Annotated in this window: 16 protein-coding genes; 9 read left to right on the top strand and 7 right to left on the bottom strand. The window is 72.1% G+C overall.

All coding sequences use genetic code 11. The annotated features are described in order from the left end of the window. Positions 1-21 precede the first annotated feature (21 nt). The gene (locus IF54_RS0132050) at positions 22-936 is read right to left on the bottom strand and encodes an MHYT domain-containing protein (RefSeq protein ID WP_030325155.1); all 915 of its coding nucleotides are present in this window, start codon (positions 934-936) and stop codon (positions 22-24) included. A 279-nt stretch (positions 937-1,215) separates the two neighbouring features. On the opposite strand from IF54_RS0132050, the gene IF54_RS0132045 reads away from it, so the two are divergent. Then, a complete protein-coding gene (locus IF54_RS0132045; RefSeq protein ID WP_030325153.1) occupies positions 1,216-1,989 on the top strand; it encodes an SDR family oxidoreductase in 774 nt (257 codons plus the stop codon). Between the two features lie 28 nt (positions 1,990-2,017). On the opposite strand, the gene IF54_RS0132040 is transcribed toward IF54_RS0132045, so the two are convergent. From IF54_RS0132040 to IF54_RS0132030, 3 genes are all read right to left on the bottom strand, one after another. Beyond that, positions 2,018-2,815 (bottom strand): alpha/beta fold hydrolase, encoded by a 798-nt coding sequence (locus tag IF54_RS0132040; RefSeq protein ID WP_234439112.1) that lies wholly within the window; start codon positions 2,813-2,815, stop codon positions 2,018-2,020. 74 nt (positions 2,816-2,889) lie between these two features. Next, positions 2,890-3,651 carry an ABC transporter permease gene (locus IF54_RS0132035; RefSeq protein ID WP_030325149.1) on the bottom strand — a complete coding sequence of 254 codons (762 nt, stop codon included), beginning with the start codon at positions 3,649-3,651 and terminating at the stop codon, positions 2,890-2,892. After that, positions 3,638-4,591, bottom strand: coding sequence for an ABC transporter ATP-binding protein (locus tag IF54_RS0132030; RefSeq protein WP_030325146.1), 954 nt, complete (start codon positions 4,589-4,591; stop codon positions 3,638-3,640). The genes IF54_RS0132035 and IF54_RS0132030 overlap by 14 nt, the downstream gene beginning before the upstream one ends. Before the next feature lie 89 nt (positions 4,592-4,680). Here IF54_RS0132030 and IF54_RS0132025 point away from each other — a divergent pair, with 89 nt between their 5' ends. The 4 genes from IF54_RS0132025 to IF54_RS0132010 all read left to right on the top strand — a co-directional run bounded on the left by IF54_RS0132025 (position 4,681) and on the right by IF54_RS0132010 (position 9,796). Continuing rightward, positions 4,681-5,385, top strand: coding sequence for a TetR/AcrR family transcriptional regulator (locus IF54_RS0132025; protein ID WP_051735610.1), 705 nt, complete (start codon positions 4,681-4,683; stop codon positions 5,383-5,385). Between the two features lie 62 nt (positions 5,386-5,447). Then, positions 5,448-6,620 (top strand): ABC transporter substrate-binding protein, encoded by a 1,173-nt coding sequence (locus tag IF54_RS0132020; RefSeq protein WP_030325144.1) that lies wholly within the window; start codon positions 5,448-5,450, stop codon positions 6,618-6,620. Positions 6,621-6,759: 139 nt separating this feature from the next. After that, on the top strand, positions 6,760-7,602 hold the full coding sequence (locus IF54_RS0132015; protein ID WP_030325143.1) for a phosphotransferase: 843 nt from the start codon (positions 6,760-6,762) through the stop codon (positions 7,600-7,602). Between the two features lie 61 nt (positions 7,603-7,663). After that, positions 7,664-9,796 carry a S9 family peptidase gene (locus IF54_RS0132010; RefSeq protein ID WP_030325142.1) on the top strand — a complete coding sequence of 711 codons (2,133 nt, stop codon included), beginning with the start codon at positions 7,664-7,666 and terminating at the stop codon, positions 9,794-9,796. Here IF54_RS0132010 and IF54_RS0132005 read toward each other — a convergent pair. After that, positions 9,793-10,548 (bottom strand): dienelactone hydrolase family protein, encoded by a 756-nt coding sequence (locus IF54_RS0132005; protein WP_030325140.1) that lies wholly within the window; start codon positions 10,546-10,548, stop codon positions 9,793-9,795. The two genes, IF54_RS0132010 and IF54_RS0132005, sit on opposite strands and share 4 nt — an antisense overlap. A gap of 122 nt (positions 10,549-10,670) precedes the next feature. After that, entirely contained in the window at positions 10,671-11,291 is a 621-nt protein-coding gene (locus IF54_RS0132000) for an L-threonylcarbamoyladenylate synthase (protein ID WP_030325138.1), read from the bottom strand. A gap of 105 nt (positions 11,292-11,396) precedes the next feature. Between IF54_RS0132000 and IF54_RS0131995 the strand changes: the two genes are divergently transcribed. From IF54_RS0131995 to IF54_RS0131985, 3 genes are all read left to right on the top strand, one after another. After that, positions 11,397-11,990, top strand: a complete 594-nt coding sequence (locus IF54_RS0131995; RefSeq protein WP_030325136.1) for a GNAT family N-acetyltransferase — start codon at positions 11,397-11,399, stop codon at positions 11,988-11,990. 129 nt (positions 11,991-12,119) lie between these two features. Beyond that, a complete protein-coding gene (locus IF54_RS0131990) occupies positions 12,120-13,697 on the top strand; it encodes a helix-turn-helix domain-containing protein (RefSeq protein WP_107047922.1) in 1,578 nt (525 codons plus the stop codon). 185 nt (positions 13,698-13,882) lie between these two features. Continuing rightward, positions 13,883-14,119, top strand: a complete 237-nt coding sequence (locus IF54_RS0131985; protein ID WP_030325132.1) for a hypothetical protein — start codon at positions 13,883-13,885, stop codon at positions 14,117-14,119. 67 nt (positions 14,120-14,186) lie between these two features. Here IF54_RS0131985 and IF54_RS0131980 read toward each other — a convergent pair whose 3' ends face one another. Beyond that, on the bottom strand, positions 14,187-14,819 hold the full coding sequence (locus IF54_RS0131980; RefSeq protein ID WP_030325130.1) for a class I SAM-dependent methyltransferase: 633 nt from the start codon (positions 14,817-14,819) through the stop codon (positions 14,187-14,189). A gap of 99 nt (positions 14,820-14,918) precedes the next feature. Between IF54_RS0131980 and IF54_RS0131975 the strand changes: the two genes are divergently transcribed. Beyond that, the gene (locus tag IF54_RS0131975) at positions 14,919-15,371 is read left to right on the top strand and encodes a flavodoxin family protein (RefSeq protein WP_030325128.1); all 453 of its coding nucleotides are present in this window, start codon (positions 14,919-14,921) and stop codon (positions 15,369-15,371) included. The last annotated feature ends 3 nt before the right edge of the window (positions 15,372-15,374 follow it).

The raw sequence follows: 15,374 nt of genomic DNA, 5'->3' as shown, positions 1-15,374 counted from the left end.
GGAACCGGCCCGACGGGGGAGTCACCTTCGCGGGGCGCGGGGCACGGCCCACTGCGGATCCTGCGGCGCGCGGGCCTGGACCACCCTGGGCGCCTCGTCCTCCCGGAGCGGCTGGTGCTCCTGGTTCTCCGGGTGCTCGAAGAGCGAGTCGGACCGCGGGCCGGCGACACGGGCCGAGGCCGGCGAGCGGTTCCAGTCGCCGTCGCCGAGCACCAGCAGCGGGTCGAACATGACGACGACTCCCGCCAGGAGCAGGAAGATCGCCGGACCCACCAGCATGGGCAGGAGCAGCGAGGTGGGTGAGTCACCCGCCCACGATCCGCCGGTACGGCCGTGCACATGGACGCTGACCGCGGACATGCCCGTGTAGTGCATCCCCGTCACCGCGACACCCATGATCAGGCTGGCCCCGAGGCTCGTCAGGAAACCCCGGATGGTGACGGCCGCCCACAGGGCCGCGGTCGCCGCGACGACGGCGATGACCACGGAGAGCGCGACGACCACGGGGTCGTAGTGGATCGTCCCGTTCAGGTGCAGTGCCGCCATGCCGAGGTAGTGCATGGCCGCCACGCCGAGCCCGGTGATCACGCCCGCGAAGGACAGGTTCAGGGTGCTGGCGCCCCGGTAGCCGACGATGAACACGCCGATGCCGACGACGACGATCGCCACGGCGAGGCTGAGCACCGTGAGCCCGACGTCGTAGCGGATCCGGGTCTCCACGACCTGGAAACCGATCATGGCGATGAAGTGCATCGTCCAGATGCCGCAGCCGATCGAGGCAGCGCCGAGGGCCAGCCAGCCCGGCTTCCACGACTCGTTGCTGAGCAGGGTCCGCACGATGCAGCGCAGTCCCAGGGCCCCTCCCAGGCACGCCATCACAAACGCGGCGACCGGGGTCACCAAGCCGTAGCGGAATCCGTCGACGGTGCCTTCCATGAGCCAACTCCCCCCAGAGTCCTGGCTGGTAGTGGAGGAAGGGTTACGGCTGCGGATCGCGTAAATCAAGCCATTACCGTGGGTAAGAGGGAAACTCCCCGGTGACGGCATTGAACTTTAGTCATATGAAGGCGAGTTTCGGCCAAGCGCGCTCACGGGGCCCAGGAATGTGCCAGAGTCGAGCGATTTTCAGCGTTTCCGTGGCCGGAGACGTCACGCCCGGAGCCGACGGGGAAAAGCGGTTGTCGGTCCGTCGCCCGACATGGACGATCTCAGTCCGTGACGACACCCACCGAATCCCCCGCCCGTCCGCTCGCCCTGATCACCGGCGTGGGGCGCACCGTCGGCATCGGCGCCGGGCTCGCGCTGCAACTGGCCGCCTCCGGATGGGACATCGCCTTCACCTACTGGAACGCCTACGACGCACGCATGAGCTGGGGCACCGAACGCGGCGCGACCGCGACGATCGAGGGACTCCTGGCCGAGCGGGGTGCCGCCACCGCCGCCATCGAGGCGGACCTCGCCGAACCCGAGACCCCTGCCCGGGTCTTCGACGAGGTGGAGCACCGGCTCGGTCCCGTCACCGCGCTGGTCATGAGCCACTGCGAATCCGTGGACTCCGGCCTGTTCGACACCACCGTCGAGAGCTTCGACCGCCACTTCGCCGTCAACACCCGGGCGACCTGGCTGCTGATCCGGGAGTTCGGACGCCGCTTCACCGCACCGCCGGGCACCGGGCGGATCATCGGTCTCACCAGCGACCACACCGTGGGCAACCTGCCCTACGGGGCGAGCAAGGGCGCGATGGACCGCATCACCCTGGCCGCCGCCCATGAACTCGCCCACCTGGGCGTGACCGCCAACGCCGTCAACCCCGGTCCCGTCGACACCGGTTGGATGTCCGAGGAGGACCGGGCCCACTGCCTCGCGGCCACCCCCCTGGGCCGTCTCGGCACCCCGCGGGACACCGCACACCTGGTGGACTTTCTCTGCTCACCGGAAGGACAGTGGGTCAACGGCCAACTGCTCAAGAGCAACGGGGGGTTCGGGTGAGCGTGCGCGTGCCGCCCGCCTGGGGTGCCTAGGCGAAGAACTCGCCCAGGAGGGGCAGCAGCAGGGATGTCCGCCGCATGAGGGTCATGTGCTTGGTGGCGGGGAGAACGGCCAACTGCGCGCCGGGGATCAGGCTTTGCATCTCCACCGCGTGCTCCACGCGTACGAAGTCGCTGTCGCCGATGACCAGAAGTGTGGGTGCCCGCAGCCCGCGCAGGTCGTCGGCGGTCCAGGGAAGCGGGGCCTGCGCCGCCGCGGAGGTCTTCGCGAGGAACTCCTGGAAGTGCTCGGGGTGCGGTGCGACGGCCGCGTAGGCGTCGGCCATCTCCTGGAAGTCCGCCTGGCTCGGCAGCAGGGGCGAGCTGTAGTCCGGTACGCGCACCTCCTCATGGACACCTTCCTGGGTGTACATGGTGGCGGCGAGCGCGAGCCGTCCGACGCGCTCGGGATACCGGACGGCGATCTCCAGGGCGGTCAGACCGCCCAGGCTGAAACCGAGGAAGTCGGCCTGGCGCACGCCGAGTTCGTCGAGCAGCGCCACCACGTCGGAGGCGAGACCGGCCACGGAGATGTCACGGTCGATGTCGGCGGTGTGCCCGTGCCCCTGGAGTTCGGGAGCCACCACCCGCCGGTGAGCGGCCAGTTCGGGCAGTACACCCGCGAACGTCAGATCCACGGTGAGGACACCGCCGTGCAGCAGCACCAGCGGACGGCCGTCCTCGCGATCCGCGCCATGGATCTCGTAGTACATCTCCAGGCCGTTGACCTTGGCGTAGGCGGAGCTGCTCGGCATCGTCATCACATCCGTTCTGCGGGAGTCGTACATGAGGTGGACCGTGGCAGCGCCGGAAAGTCATCGCACACGGGTCGCGGGCAGGGAAACTACGCGAACCTGTCCGTCTAGAGGGCCACCATCCGCCCGCTGCGGCCCTGGAGCCGGACCGAGGCCAGGGTCGTGCAGACCGCGGCCGTGCCGAAGAGGGTGGCGCAGGCCGTCGCCGCGGTGGAGGCGTCGCCCGCGAGTGCGGCGCGCAAGCCGTGAGCGGCCCAGTAGCCGGGGGAGGCCGGGGCCACGTCCGCGACCCAGCCGGGCAGGACGGCGAGCGGGACGAGCGCGCCGCCGACGCTGCTGAGGAGCATGCCGCCGATGTCGTAGGCGGCGGAGAGCTCGCCCATCGTGCGGACCAGCACCCCGAGCAGCGCCCCGAGGCCGAGCAGCGTGCAGCTCCAGCTGAGCAGCACCCCCAGCAGCAGGAACGGATGCGGCACGCGCAGTCCGAACACGCACACCCCGAAGCCGACGATCAGCGACTGCTGCGCGAGCAGAGCGGTGAGCACGGGCACGGCCTTGCCGAGCAGCAGCTCCGCCGGGTGCAGAGGAGTGCCGCGCAGCCGGTCCCAGGTGCGGCCGAGGCGTTCGGAGAGGATCGCGTTGCCCGAGATGCTGAGGGCGAGCAGCGAGAACGTGACCAGCGTGCCGACGACCGCCTGTTCGGTACCGGCCGCGTGGCCCTGCGCGGACAGATAGAGCGGGCGCAGGAGGGTCATGAAGACCAGCGGCAGGATCATCCGGCTCAGCAAAGGGCCCGGTTCGTGCAGCATCAGCAGCGTGTTGTGGCGGATCAGGACGCTCAGACGGGTCGCGGAGTCACGCGGCGGCATCGTGGGGCTCCGTCCGCGTGGGTGCCGTGGTGTGCGTGACCGTGGACTGCTGTGTCGTGGACTGCTGTGTCGTGGTTTCCGTCGGCCCGGTCTCCGGTGTCGTCGTCTCCAGGGAGTGGTACAGGTCGTCCAGGCCGGGACGGTGGACGTCGACGGAGGCGGGCGTGCGGCCGGAGGCGAGCAGGGCCGCCAGGTCGGCGCCGGGATCCGTGGTCGGCATGCGGAGTTCGGGTTCGGCCGGGTCGGCGAAGGTGACCCGGAGTTCGCCGGGCAGATGCCGGGTGAGTTCCTCCTGGGTGCCGCGCGCGATGACCCGGCCTGCTCGCGCGATCGCCAACGTGGCGTCCAGGTCGACGAGTTCGGGGAGGTAGTGGGTCGTGTAGACGACGGTGGCACCGGCTTCGGCGCGAGCCCTCACCGCGGCCAGCAGAGCCGAGCGGGTCTCCGGATCGGCGCCGGCCGTCGGCTCGTCGAGCAGCAGGAGCGGTGGTGAGCCGACCATCGCCGTGGCCGCCTGGACCCGGCGCCGCTGTCCGCCGGACAGGATGCCCACGGGCCGGTCCGCGACCGCGGACAACTGAAGCTCCTCCAGGACCCGGGCGATCCCCGCGTCGCGGCGCCGGCCCCGGAGTCCGGCAAGCCCGGCGAGCAGCCGCAGGTTCTCCCGTACGGTGACACTGCCGTACAGGGCCAACTCCTGCGGAGCGACCCCGACGAGCCGCCGGGCGTCGCGGCCCTCGCTCAGCGCGTCGTACGGCCCGATGCGGACGCTGCCCGCGTCGGGGCGCACCAGGCCGGTGACGATCTCCACGAAGGTCGTCTTGCCCGCGCCGTTGTGACCGATCAGACCGACGATCTCGCCCGGCTCGACCGTCAGATCGAAACCGTCGAGCGCGCGATGACGGCCGTAGGACTTCACCAACCCGTTCGTGACGAGCATCCGCCCCCCTTGTCTGCGTGCCTGCGTGCCTGCGTGCCTGCTTGCCTGCGAAGCAGGGTCTACGGCGTATACGTCTACACTGTAGACCCATGAGTGGCAGACGGGAAGAGATCCTGGACGCGGCCCTGGCCATCGCCGACGAGCGCGGCCTGGAGGCGGTGTCGATGCGTGCGCTGGCCGAGCGCGTCGGGGTCACGCCGATGGCGCTGTACCGGCACGTCAAGGACAAGGCGGCCCTGCTGGACGGGATGGTGGGACGCCTGCTGTCCGCGCTGCTGCCGACGGACGACGTGGACGGCGGTGACGGCGGTGGCGCAGCGCTCGGGGGCGAGGAACCGAGCTGGGACCAGCGGCTCGACGCCCTCGCGCACGCCTGCCGGGCGGTGACCCAGCGTCACCCCTGGGCGGCGCACCTGCTCTTCTCGCGCCCTGCCGTCACTCCGGACGCCGTGCGTGCGGTCGACATCATCTATCTCGCGCTCATCGAGGCCGGGGTCCCGGAGTCGGAAGTGCCCCGACTGGAGCGGCTGATCAGCACCTTCGTCATCGGCTTCGCCGCCTCCGAGGCGTCCGGCCGCTTCACCCCCGGTGCCCTCGATCCGCGCGGCCGCCGCAGTCAGCTCCCGGCCGGTGAACTCCCCGGCCACGGCAGGGTCGGACGGTGGCTGGACCTCCCGGTCGACCTCACGGCCGAGTTCGAGGCGGACCTGGCGGACATCCGGCGAATGGTGTCGGCGGTGGCGAGGGGCGCGGAGCAAAGGGTCGGTGGGACGCGGACTGCGCGGGGTGAGTAGTTGAGCTTGCGCGCCGGATGGGGGTAGGCCCTGTGGAGGCGAGGTCCGGCAGGATCACGCCCATGGACTCACCCCCGAGGGACGAGGTGGACGACGGCGTGGCCCTTTCATCGGCTGGAGCGGACCCGGACCCGGACTCGGACTTCGGATCTGCCGTCCGGATCGGCGTTCTCGTTCCACTGACCCGGCCCGGCTGGGTCGAAGCGGGCCAACACCTGCTGGCCGGCATCGAGTTGGGCACCGACTCGGTCAACGGCAGCGGTGGAATCGGCGGCAGACCCCTTGAGCTGGTCGTCCGGGACACCGCAGCGGATCCGGGAACGGCCGAGGCCGCCGTGGACGAGCTGGCCGGACTGGGGGTGGCCGCCCTGGCGGGGGAGTACCACAGCGTCGTCGCCCGGGCAGCCGCGGCCCGCGCGGACGCACTGGGTCTGCCGTTCCTGTGCTCGTCGGCGGTTCTGGACACGCTCACCGAGCGGCCGACTGACCGGGTCGCGCGCCTCTCGCCACCACAGTCCCACGGTTGGCGGATCTACGCGGACTTCCTCCTCGACGCGGGCCACCACCACATCGCCGTGGCGACCCAGCCGAGCGTGTACTGGGCCTCCGGAGTCCGCATCCTCAGGGACCACCTCGTCGCTCGCGGTGGCACCGTCGTCGAACTCGACGTGCGGGAAAACTCCCCGACCGCCCTGTGCGACAAGCTGGTCGAGCAGCGTACGACGGCTCTCCTGCTCCTGGTCGGCTCCCCGGACCCGGCGGCGCCGATCGTCCGTGCGGTCCGCCGCGACCGGCGTCTCGCCGGGGTCCTCGTCGGCGCCCCGGCCGGGCAGCCCGAGTTCGCCTCATGGGAGACGCTGCTGGGTGACGACGGTGCCGGGATCGCGTTCCTGCGGTATCTGCCCGAGGAACTCGGCCCGGTCGGAGTGCAGGTCGAGGCGAGCCTGCGTGAGCGGCTGGGCCGACCGCCGTCGTTCGTGGCGTACGAGGGCTACGACACGGTCGCCGTCCTCGCCGCGCTGCTCAGGGAGCACGGCACGGACCGGGCGCGCATCGCCGAGTCCTGGCAGGGTGTCGCCGTCGAGGGCACTCGGGGCCGGATCCGGTTCGGGCGCACTGCGGGGATCAGCGTGTGGCAGTGGGCGGATGCACCGATCCAGGTGGTGGACCGGGACCCGGAGTGTCCGGACCGCTTTCGTGTCCTGCGGTCCTGGCGGCGTGGCCAGGCCCGCTGAGTCGGCCCGAACCGCCGCCTCCCGGGCCACGGGGTGAGCGGAATTTATTCGGTCCGGCCGGCGCGCTCGTCTTGGTACCGTGCGCCTTCCGGCACCGCATGAACCGGCATGGCGGTGCACACGGGAAGGCCGGTCGGTGATGCAGGTCTCGGAGCTTCCGCGTGCGGTGGCCGCGGCGAGGGCGACGGCCGCGTCACTGGGCCTCGCGGCCGACGAAGCGACCGTGCTCCAGGACTCGAACAAGCTGACTCTGCGGCTGCTGCCCTGTGACGTCCTGGCCCGGGTCGCGCCGGTGGCGGACCAGGTCGCTCAGTTCGAGGTCGAACTCGCTCAGCGGCTCGCCGAGGTGGGAAGCCCGGTGGCCGCGCTCGCACCTCGCGTGACTCCGGGCGTCCACGAGCGCGATGGCTTCGTAGTCACCTTGTGGACCTACCACGAACCGACCGTGCCCCCAGAGGTCCCACCCGCCGCATACGCCGACGCGCTCTCGAGACTGCATGCCGGTATGCGCCAACTCGACCTCCCTGCACCGCACTTCACGGTCCGCGTCGACCAGGCGCAACGCCTTCTGGCGGACCGCGGCCGCACACCGGCGCTGGCCGACGCGGACCGACAACTCCTCGACGAGACCCTGCGAGGTCTGCGGCGAGTGATCGGCGAGCGCGGCACCGCCGACCAGTTGCTGCACGGCGAGCCGCACCCGGGAAACCTGCTCGCCACCGAGAGCGGGCCTCTCTTCATCGACCTGGAGACCTGCTGCCGGGGCCCCGTCGAATTCGATCTCGCCCACGCGCCCGACGACGTCGCCGGGCATTACGCGAACATCGACCAGGACCTGCTGCACGACTGCCGACTCCTCGTCCTCGCGATGATCACGACCTGGCGATGGGACCGCCACGACCAACTCCCGAACGGCCGCAGGCTGGCCGCTGAGTGGCTCGGACGGCTGCGGGAGGCATCCGCCGAGGCCGAGGCACGGTGAGCAGGTGGCCTCTTTAATCGAACACACGTTTTATTTGCGGGGCCGGTGGTAAGACACCGTCATGCCCCTCACCACCCTCCCCGAACAGCTCGTCCGCACCCTCCGCTTCACCCGTGGTGTCCCCGGGCGGTTCGTCGTCGGCACTGGTGGGGACACCGTGCTGTTCCTCCGCGGGCGCACCGGCGACGACCCGGTGACCTGTCTGTGGGCGCTGGACGTGGCCTCCGGCAGGGAACGCCTGCTGGCCGATCCCGTTCGGCTGCTCGAGGGCGGGCGGTTGGAGCGCAGGGGGCGGGCGGGGGGTGTCGAGGCGTGCGGCGCCGACGCGGCGGCCGGGGTCGTCGCCTTCGCCCTCGGCGGCGGGCTGTGGACCGTGGACTCAGGCAAGGGGGAGCCGCGGCGGCTGCCCGTCGTCGGACCAGTCTCGGACCCGCGGCCCGACCCCATCGGGCGCCGCATCGCCTACGTCTCGCACGGCACCCTGCGCGTGGTGGAGGCGGACGGGACAGGGGACCGGTCGATAGCCCAAACACCCACGCCCGGCGTCGAGTTCGGGGTCGCCCCCCACACCACCGCCACGTCCCTCGACGATGCCCGTGGACACTGGTGGTCGCCGGACGGCAATCACTTGCTGTTCGCGCGGACGGACTCCAGGCGCGTCCAGCCCTGGCCGACGGCCGATCAGGTGGTCGATCCGGCCGGCGGAGGCGGCAGGGCGGCCGGTACCGGCTCACCCGACCTGGCCGCCCCCGGTGACCCGGGCCGCGAAGTCCGCCGCACAGCCCTCGCCGGCACGCCCAACCCCGACGTCACGTTATGGGTCTCAAGCCTCGACAGCTCGCCGCTACAGGTGAGTTGGGGCCGGGACGCCTACGAATACGTCGTGGGCGCCGGATGGGACACGCACGGCCCCTGGGCTCTCGTGCAGTCACGTGACCAGCGCACCGTCCGCTTCCTCGGCATCGACCCCGACGACGGCCGGACCGCCGTCCTGCGCGAACAGCGCGACGCGTGCTGGGTGCACCTCGTCCCGGGGCTGCCCGCACGCACGGCCTCCGGTGCCCTTCTCGCCCACCGTGACACGAGCGGGACCCGGCACCTCACCTGGGACGGAACGGACGTCACCCCGCAGGGACTTCAGCTGCGAGCGGTGCTCGGCACCGACGGCGACGACGTCCTGTTCACGGCCACCGACGAACCCACCGAGACCCACCTGTGGAGCTATGGCCCCAAGTCCGGCCTACGACAGCTGAGTTCCGGGCCCGGCGTGCACTCCGGTACCCGGAGCGGCGGCACGCTGGTCCGGGTCACCCGGGACGCCGAGCGGCCCGGCGGGCGGGCCGAGGTGCTGCGCGCGGGCAGACCGGCCGTCACCGTCCTGTCGTACGCCGAACGCCCGGTGGTCGACATCCGCGCCGAGCACTTCGTCCTGGGCCCGCGAGCGCTTCGCGCCCGGCTCCACCTGCCCTCCTGGCACCGCCGGGGCGGCGGCCCGCTGCCGGTGCTCGTCGACTCGTACGGCGGCGCGGCCCTCCAACGCGTCACCACCGAGCTCGACTCGCGGGTGCTGCTGGCCCAGTGGTTCGCCGAGCAGGGCTGCGCGGTGCTGACGACCGACGGCAGCGGCACCCCAGGCCGCGGACCCGGCTGGGAGCGTGAGGTCCATGGCGACCTGTTCGGACCCGTCCTGGACGACCAGGTCAGCGCCTTGCGCGAGGCCGGCCGCCGGTGTCCCGACCTCGACCTCGCCAGGGTCGCCTTCCGCGGCTGGTCCTTCGGCGGTGCGCTCGCCGCGGTGGCCGTGCTGCGCCGCCCGGACGTCTTCCATGCCGCCGTGGCCGGTGCGGGCGTCACCGACCAGCGGCTGTACCACGCGCACTGGCGCGAGCGGTTCCTCGGTCATCCCGACCTGCACCCGGACCGGTACGAGGCCTGTGACCTGCTTCGCGACGCGCCGGGGCTGCCCCGGCCGCTGCTGCTGATCCACGGGCTCGCCGACACCAACGTCCCGCCGGTCAACACCCTCCGCCTGTCCGCGGCGCTCAAGGCCGCGGGGCGCCCGCACGAACTCCTGATCCTCCCCGGCATCGGCCACCAGCCGATCGGCTCGACCGTCACCCGGCAGCTGCTGGAGCGGCAAGTGGACTTCCTGCGCCGCCACTTGGGCGTCGAGCCGCCCCGCTCCGCCTGCTAGAACGTGCGCTTGAGCAGGTCGAGCAGTGCCGCCCAGTGCCGTTCGTCGCCCTCGCTGTGGTACGCGGCGGTGTCGGCCTGGGTGAAGCCGTGCGGGGCGCCCTCGTAGACCTCGCAGCGGTGCCGTACTCCGGCCTCGGTCAGTGCGGCCTCCAGACGCTCGATCTGCTCGGGCGGCAGCGAGTGGTCGTTGTCGGCGTGCCCGAAGTACAGCTCCGCGGTGATCTGCTTCGCCACCAGGTGCGGGCTGTCAGGGGTGTCGGTGGCCAGGCGCCCGCCGTGGAAGCCTGCCGCCGCGGCCACCCGGTCCGGATAGGTGCCCGCGGTGAGCAGCGACAGCCGCGCGCCCATGCAGTATCCGGTGAGGGCCACCGGGCCCTCGGCGACCTCGGGGCGCTCCGCCAGCCAGCGCAGATACACCCCGGCGTCCCGCATCGCGAGCTCGGGCGTCAGCGCCTGCATCACCGGCGAGATCTTCTCGAAGATCTCCGGCCGGGCCCCGGGGTCGATGAACTCCGGAAGGTCGAAGACCGGCGCGCGTCCGTGCCGGTAGAACACGTTGGGCACGAGGACCGTGTAGCCGGCCTCGGCGAGCCGGTCGGCCATGGACCTCAGCTGGGGGCGCAGCCCGAACGCGTCCTGGAAGACCAGGACGGCGGGCCGGGGCGCGCCGTCGGCCGGGTGGGCCAGATAGGCGTCGGCGATGCCGTCCTCGGTGGGGATGTCGACGTCGGTTCCCTGTACGGAGGTCATGGGGGTGCCTCTCTGCGCATGCGACGGCGAGCAGTTCGCCGGCCCGGCGGAACCGGGCCGGGCACATGCTTGCACGCACCATCGAAGTCGCCGCCATGGCCCCCTCCCGCTTGAGCGGGGCTTTACTCGAAGCGGCTGGTGTCGCCCGCGCCCTTCCGGACGATCTCCGCCTCGCCGCCCGAGAAGTCGATCACCGTCGTCGGTTCGGTGCCGCAGTCGCCGGAGTCGACGACCGCGTCCAGTACGTGGTCGAGACGGTCCTTGATCTCCCAGCCCTGGGTCATCGGCTCCTCCTCGTCGGGCAGGAGCAGGGTGCTCGACAGCAGCGGTTCGCCCAGCTCGGTCAGGAGCGCCTGGGTGACGACGTGGTCCGGGATGCGCACGCCGACGGTCTTCTTCTTCGGGTGCTGGAGCATCCGCGGCACCTCCTTCGTCGCGGGGAGGATGAAGGTGTAGCTGCCGGGCGTCGACGCCTTGATCGCCCGGAACACGTCCTTGTCGACCCGTACGAACTGGCCGAGCTGCGCGAAGTCCTGGCAGACCAGGGTGAAGTGGTGCCGGTCGTCGAGATGGCGGATGCTGCGGATCCGGTCGATGCCGTCCCGGCTGCCCAGCCGGCAGCCGAGCGCGTAGCAGGAGTCCGTCGGGTACGCGATGAGGGCGTCCGACCGGATGCTCTCGGCGATCTGCGAGATGGCGCGGGGTTGCGGGTTGTCGGGGTGCACGTCGAAGTACTTGGCCATTCGACGAGCTTATGCCGTCGCGGTGGGACGGCGACGGAGGCCGGGGAGCGGCGCCGCGGCCGACCCGTGCGAGGCCCGACGGTGCCTGTCACCTACGCTCCGGACATGGACCGGGAACACATCGCCGTACGACTCCACGCCCCTGCCGCCGCGAAGGCGCCGGCACTCGTGCTGCGACCCTGGCGGCCTGCGGACGCCGCCGAGCTGGCCGTCCTGCACCGCGACGAGGAGCTGCGCCGCTGGATCGGCTCCGTCGTGGACGGTGAGGTGGAGGCCGAGCGGTGGGTGCGGGAGCAGGAGCGGGGGTGGCATGAGAGGGACCGGTTCGCCTTCGCGGTCGTCGAGGAAGGGGTGCGGTGCGGGTCCGGTGAAGTCGCCGCCGGTGAACGCCTCGTGGGGCACGTCGTTCTCAAACGCCCCGCCCCGGGCGGCCCTTCGGGCGAGGTCGGGTACTGGACGGCGGCACACGCGCGGGGCCGGGCGGTGGCGCCGCGGGCCCTGGACGCGTTGACCTCCTGGGCGTTCGACGCCTTTGCCGGTGACGGGCTCGTGCGCCTCGAACTCCTCCACAGCGAGGACAACATCGCCTCCTGCCGGGTGGCCCGGAAATGCGGGTATCCCCTCACCGCCCGCCTCCCCGCGGCTCCCCCACACTTTCCGCGCGACGGGCACCTTCACACCCGCCTTCTCACCTTCTGACGGCGTCCGCCCCGCCGACCGCCGACCGCACGTGAGGTAACGTACCGAGCGGTATGTCAGGAGGGTGCGAGCGGCGAGGAGAAGGGTGACGTGGCAGGTCAGGAGGGTGGGCCGACGAGCGGCAGGGCGATGGACGCCGGGAATTCGGCGTGGGCGCAGGAGCTCCTGGAGCATCTCAGGCCAACCGGGCGTGACATCAGCAGACTCGTCGCCTGGCTCGGGGAAACGGTGCACGGCGCGGCCTCCCTCCACGACGACGCCGGAATCCTCGTCGCCGGCCCCCGCATGCCGCTCGACGAGACCCTCGTCGCGGACATCCGCGTCGGCCGGATCGCCTCCGCGGCCTCGGCGGACGGGCGCGGCCATGTGCGCCTGCTCAGGGTCGAACACCCGAACCCGGCGGCGGCCGGTGTGCTCGCGGTGGCCCGCCCCGACCCCTTCGACCGGCGCACCTCCGACATCCTCACGCACACCGCCCAGGTCCTCGAACTCCTGCTGCGCGCCCGGGAGACGACCGCGGCCGACCGGCGCCTGAAGCGGGCCACCTCCGATCTGCGCCTGGCCATACTCCAGCTGCTGATGGTGGAGGACACCGTCGCAGCGCGCCGCGTCGCCGCGGGGCTGTGGCCCGGACTGCTCGACACGGACACGGCCTGCGTCTACGTCCTCGAAGGCGACGCGGCGGAACGCGACCGGCTCGCCGAGGAGTGCCTCGGCGTGACCGGGGGCCGGGCGCTGGTCGTACGCTGCCCGGCCATGGACGGACACGTGATCCTCGTGGCCGCCGGGGACGCCTGCGGCGAAGCCCTGCGCTCGCTCGTCGACCGCCACCCCGGCACCCTTCTCGGCGGCAGCGCCCACCAGAGCCTCGCCCGGACCGCCGCCGCCTACGGACAGGCGGTGAGCGCCCTCGCCGTGGCGCGCGTACGGCCGGACAGGGCGGCCGTGTACGCCGAACGCACCCACCCCGAACGGCTGATGGACCCGGCGGCGCTGCGCGCGTGGACCGCCCGGCTTCTGCGCCCGCTCGACACCCTGCCGCACCACACCCGCGCGGAACTGCTCGCCACCACCCGTCTCGGCCTGGAGTTCACCGCCGTGAGCGCCGCGAAAGTGCTGGGTGTCAGCCGCAACACGGTCCGCGCCCGTATGGAACGCGTCGAGGCCCTGCTGCGTACCGACTTCACCGACCTGACCGTCCGCGCGACCGTCCATCTGGCCCTGAGCACCCAGGTCAGCCTCGCTGACGGACAGGACGGACAGGACGGACAGGGCGGAGAGGGCCGACGGGACGGACAGGGCGGAGAGGGCCGACGGGAAGGACAGGAGGGACGGGACGGCAGCCACGCAGGCGCCCGGCAGACCCGTGCCCGGCTGGGCGGCCTCCTCGCCGGCCCCGCCCTGGAGGCCTGGGCACGGGAACTGCTCGGCCGCCTGGACAGCGACGCCCGCGATCTGCGCCGCACCCTGCGCAGCTGGATCGCGGCGGGCGGCAACGCGGAGCGGGCCGCTCAGGCACTGGCCGTGCACGCGCAGACCGTGCGGGAGCACGTCCGCAGCGCCGAACCGGTCCTCGAACGCCGGCTCCTCGCCTCCGGCAGCGATCTCTACGAGGTCGTGCTGGCCCATCTCGCGACGGGAGAACTCGAACCTCCCGTCCTGCCGCGGGACGATCCGGGCCAACCGGACGCACCCGTGCACGGGTGAGCCCTGCGCCCGGCCCAGCGGGCATCGGCGCGATTCACAGGAGTCCGCAGGTCACGTAAGTTCGGACGCACCGCAGGGGGAACGACCGGAACGGGGGACCGGTCGCGCCCCCTGCGAGGCGTTTCCCCCGCGCACGAGGGGCACTCGTCCGGCTCCGGAACGACCACCGCTGGAGGAGGCCCGGTATGACCAGCAGCACGGAGACCGGCGGCGCGACCGGTACGCCGGACAAGGACTACAACCTGATCTGGTACGTGGAGGCGTGTCTGAGCAACGCGCTGCGGCTGGAGAGCTACATCCAGGACGCGGAACGCGCCAAGGACACCGAGGTCGCCGACCTGTTCCGCAAGGCCCAGGCGGACAGTCGCAAGGGCGCCGAGATCGGCAAGGGACTGCTGCGCACACGGCTGAACGGCGGCTGACCCTGCGGGCACGGAAGGGCCGGACAGACGGGTGTCCGGCCCTTCCGCACGCGCAGGGACACCGGTGTCACGCCGGAAGCCGGCCGTACACGAACAGATGCGGTTCCGGCGCGCCCTCCGGGTGGTCCGGTGTGAAGTCCACGAGGTGCTCCGACTCCACCTCCAGACCCGCGTCCCGCACCAGGGCCACCACGTCCTCGGCGGTGAAACTCGTGGCCCGGACCGGCCGGCCCATGAACTCGATCGCCAGGTCCTCCACGTCGGCGGGCACCGTGGCCAGCACCAGACTCCCGCCCGGACGCAGCGCCCGCGCGAGCCGCCCCAGCACCCGGGACTGCTCCGCGCGGGACATCTGAAGCAGGGAGAAGTACACGCACACCGCGTCGAACGCGCCTTCCTCCAGTGGCAGTTCGCGGATGTCGGCGAGACGGAAGGTGGCCCGGGGGACCTGCCGGACCGCGAGCTCCACCATCACGGGGGAGACGTCCACCCCCAGCACCTCATGGCCCGCGTCGGAGAGCGTCGACGCCGTGGGGCGGCCGGTGCCGCTGCCGACGTCCAGGACCCGGCTGCCCGGGGCCAGCCGTCCGAGCAGCCACTCCAGGGACGCCAGGTGCGCCTCGGAGCGCGCGAACGCCTTCTCGTACGTCAGCCCCAGCGCGTCGAAGACCTCCGCCGCCCGCTGTCCCTCTCCGGCCACGACCTGCTCCCCCCTCGCGGTGTCCCGGCATCGTAGCCCGGCACCCCGTGGACGCGGCCCGGCTTGCGGTCGAAAGCCGAGGCAGGGCAGGGTGCGGGCGTGGCCACCTTGCTGATCGTGCATCACACGCCCTCGCCGAACTGCCAGGCGATGTTCGAGGCCGTCGTCTCCGGAGCGACGGCCCCGGAGATCGAGGGCGTCCGCGTCGTACGCCGGGCGGCCCTGTCCGCCACCGCCTCGGACGTGCTGGCGGCGGACGGGTACCTGCTCGGTACCCCGGCCAACCTCGGCTACATGTCCGGTGCCCTCAAGCACTTCTTCGACCAGGTCTACTACCCCTGCCTCGACGAGACGCGCGGCCGTCCGTTCGGGGCCTTCGTGCACGGCGGCAACGACGTCACCGGAGCCCTGCGCGGGATCGAGTCGATCACGGCGGGGCTGGGCTGGCGCCGTGCGGCCGAACCGGTGACCGTGACCGGCGAACCGGCCAAGACGGACATCGAGGCGTGCTGGGAGCTGGGGGCGACGATCGCCGCCGGACTGATGTCCTGACGC

Source organism: Streptomyces sp. NRRL B-3229, from assembly GCF_000719505.1.
In the GTDB taxonomy this organism is placed as follows: Bacteria; Actinomycetota; Actinomycetes; order Streptomycetales; family Streptomycetaceae; genus Streptomyces; species Streptomyces griseorubiginosus.
Note: the sequence above shows the minus strand (reverse complement) of the source record. Positions and strands in the feature narration are given on the sequence as shown.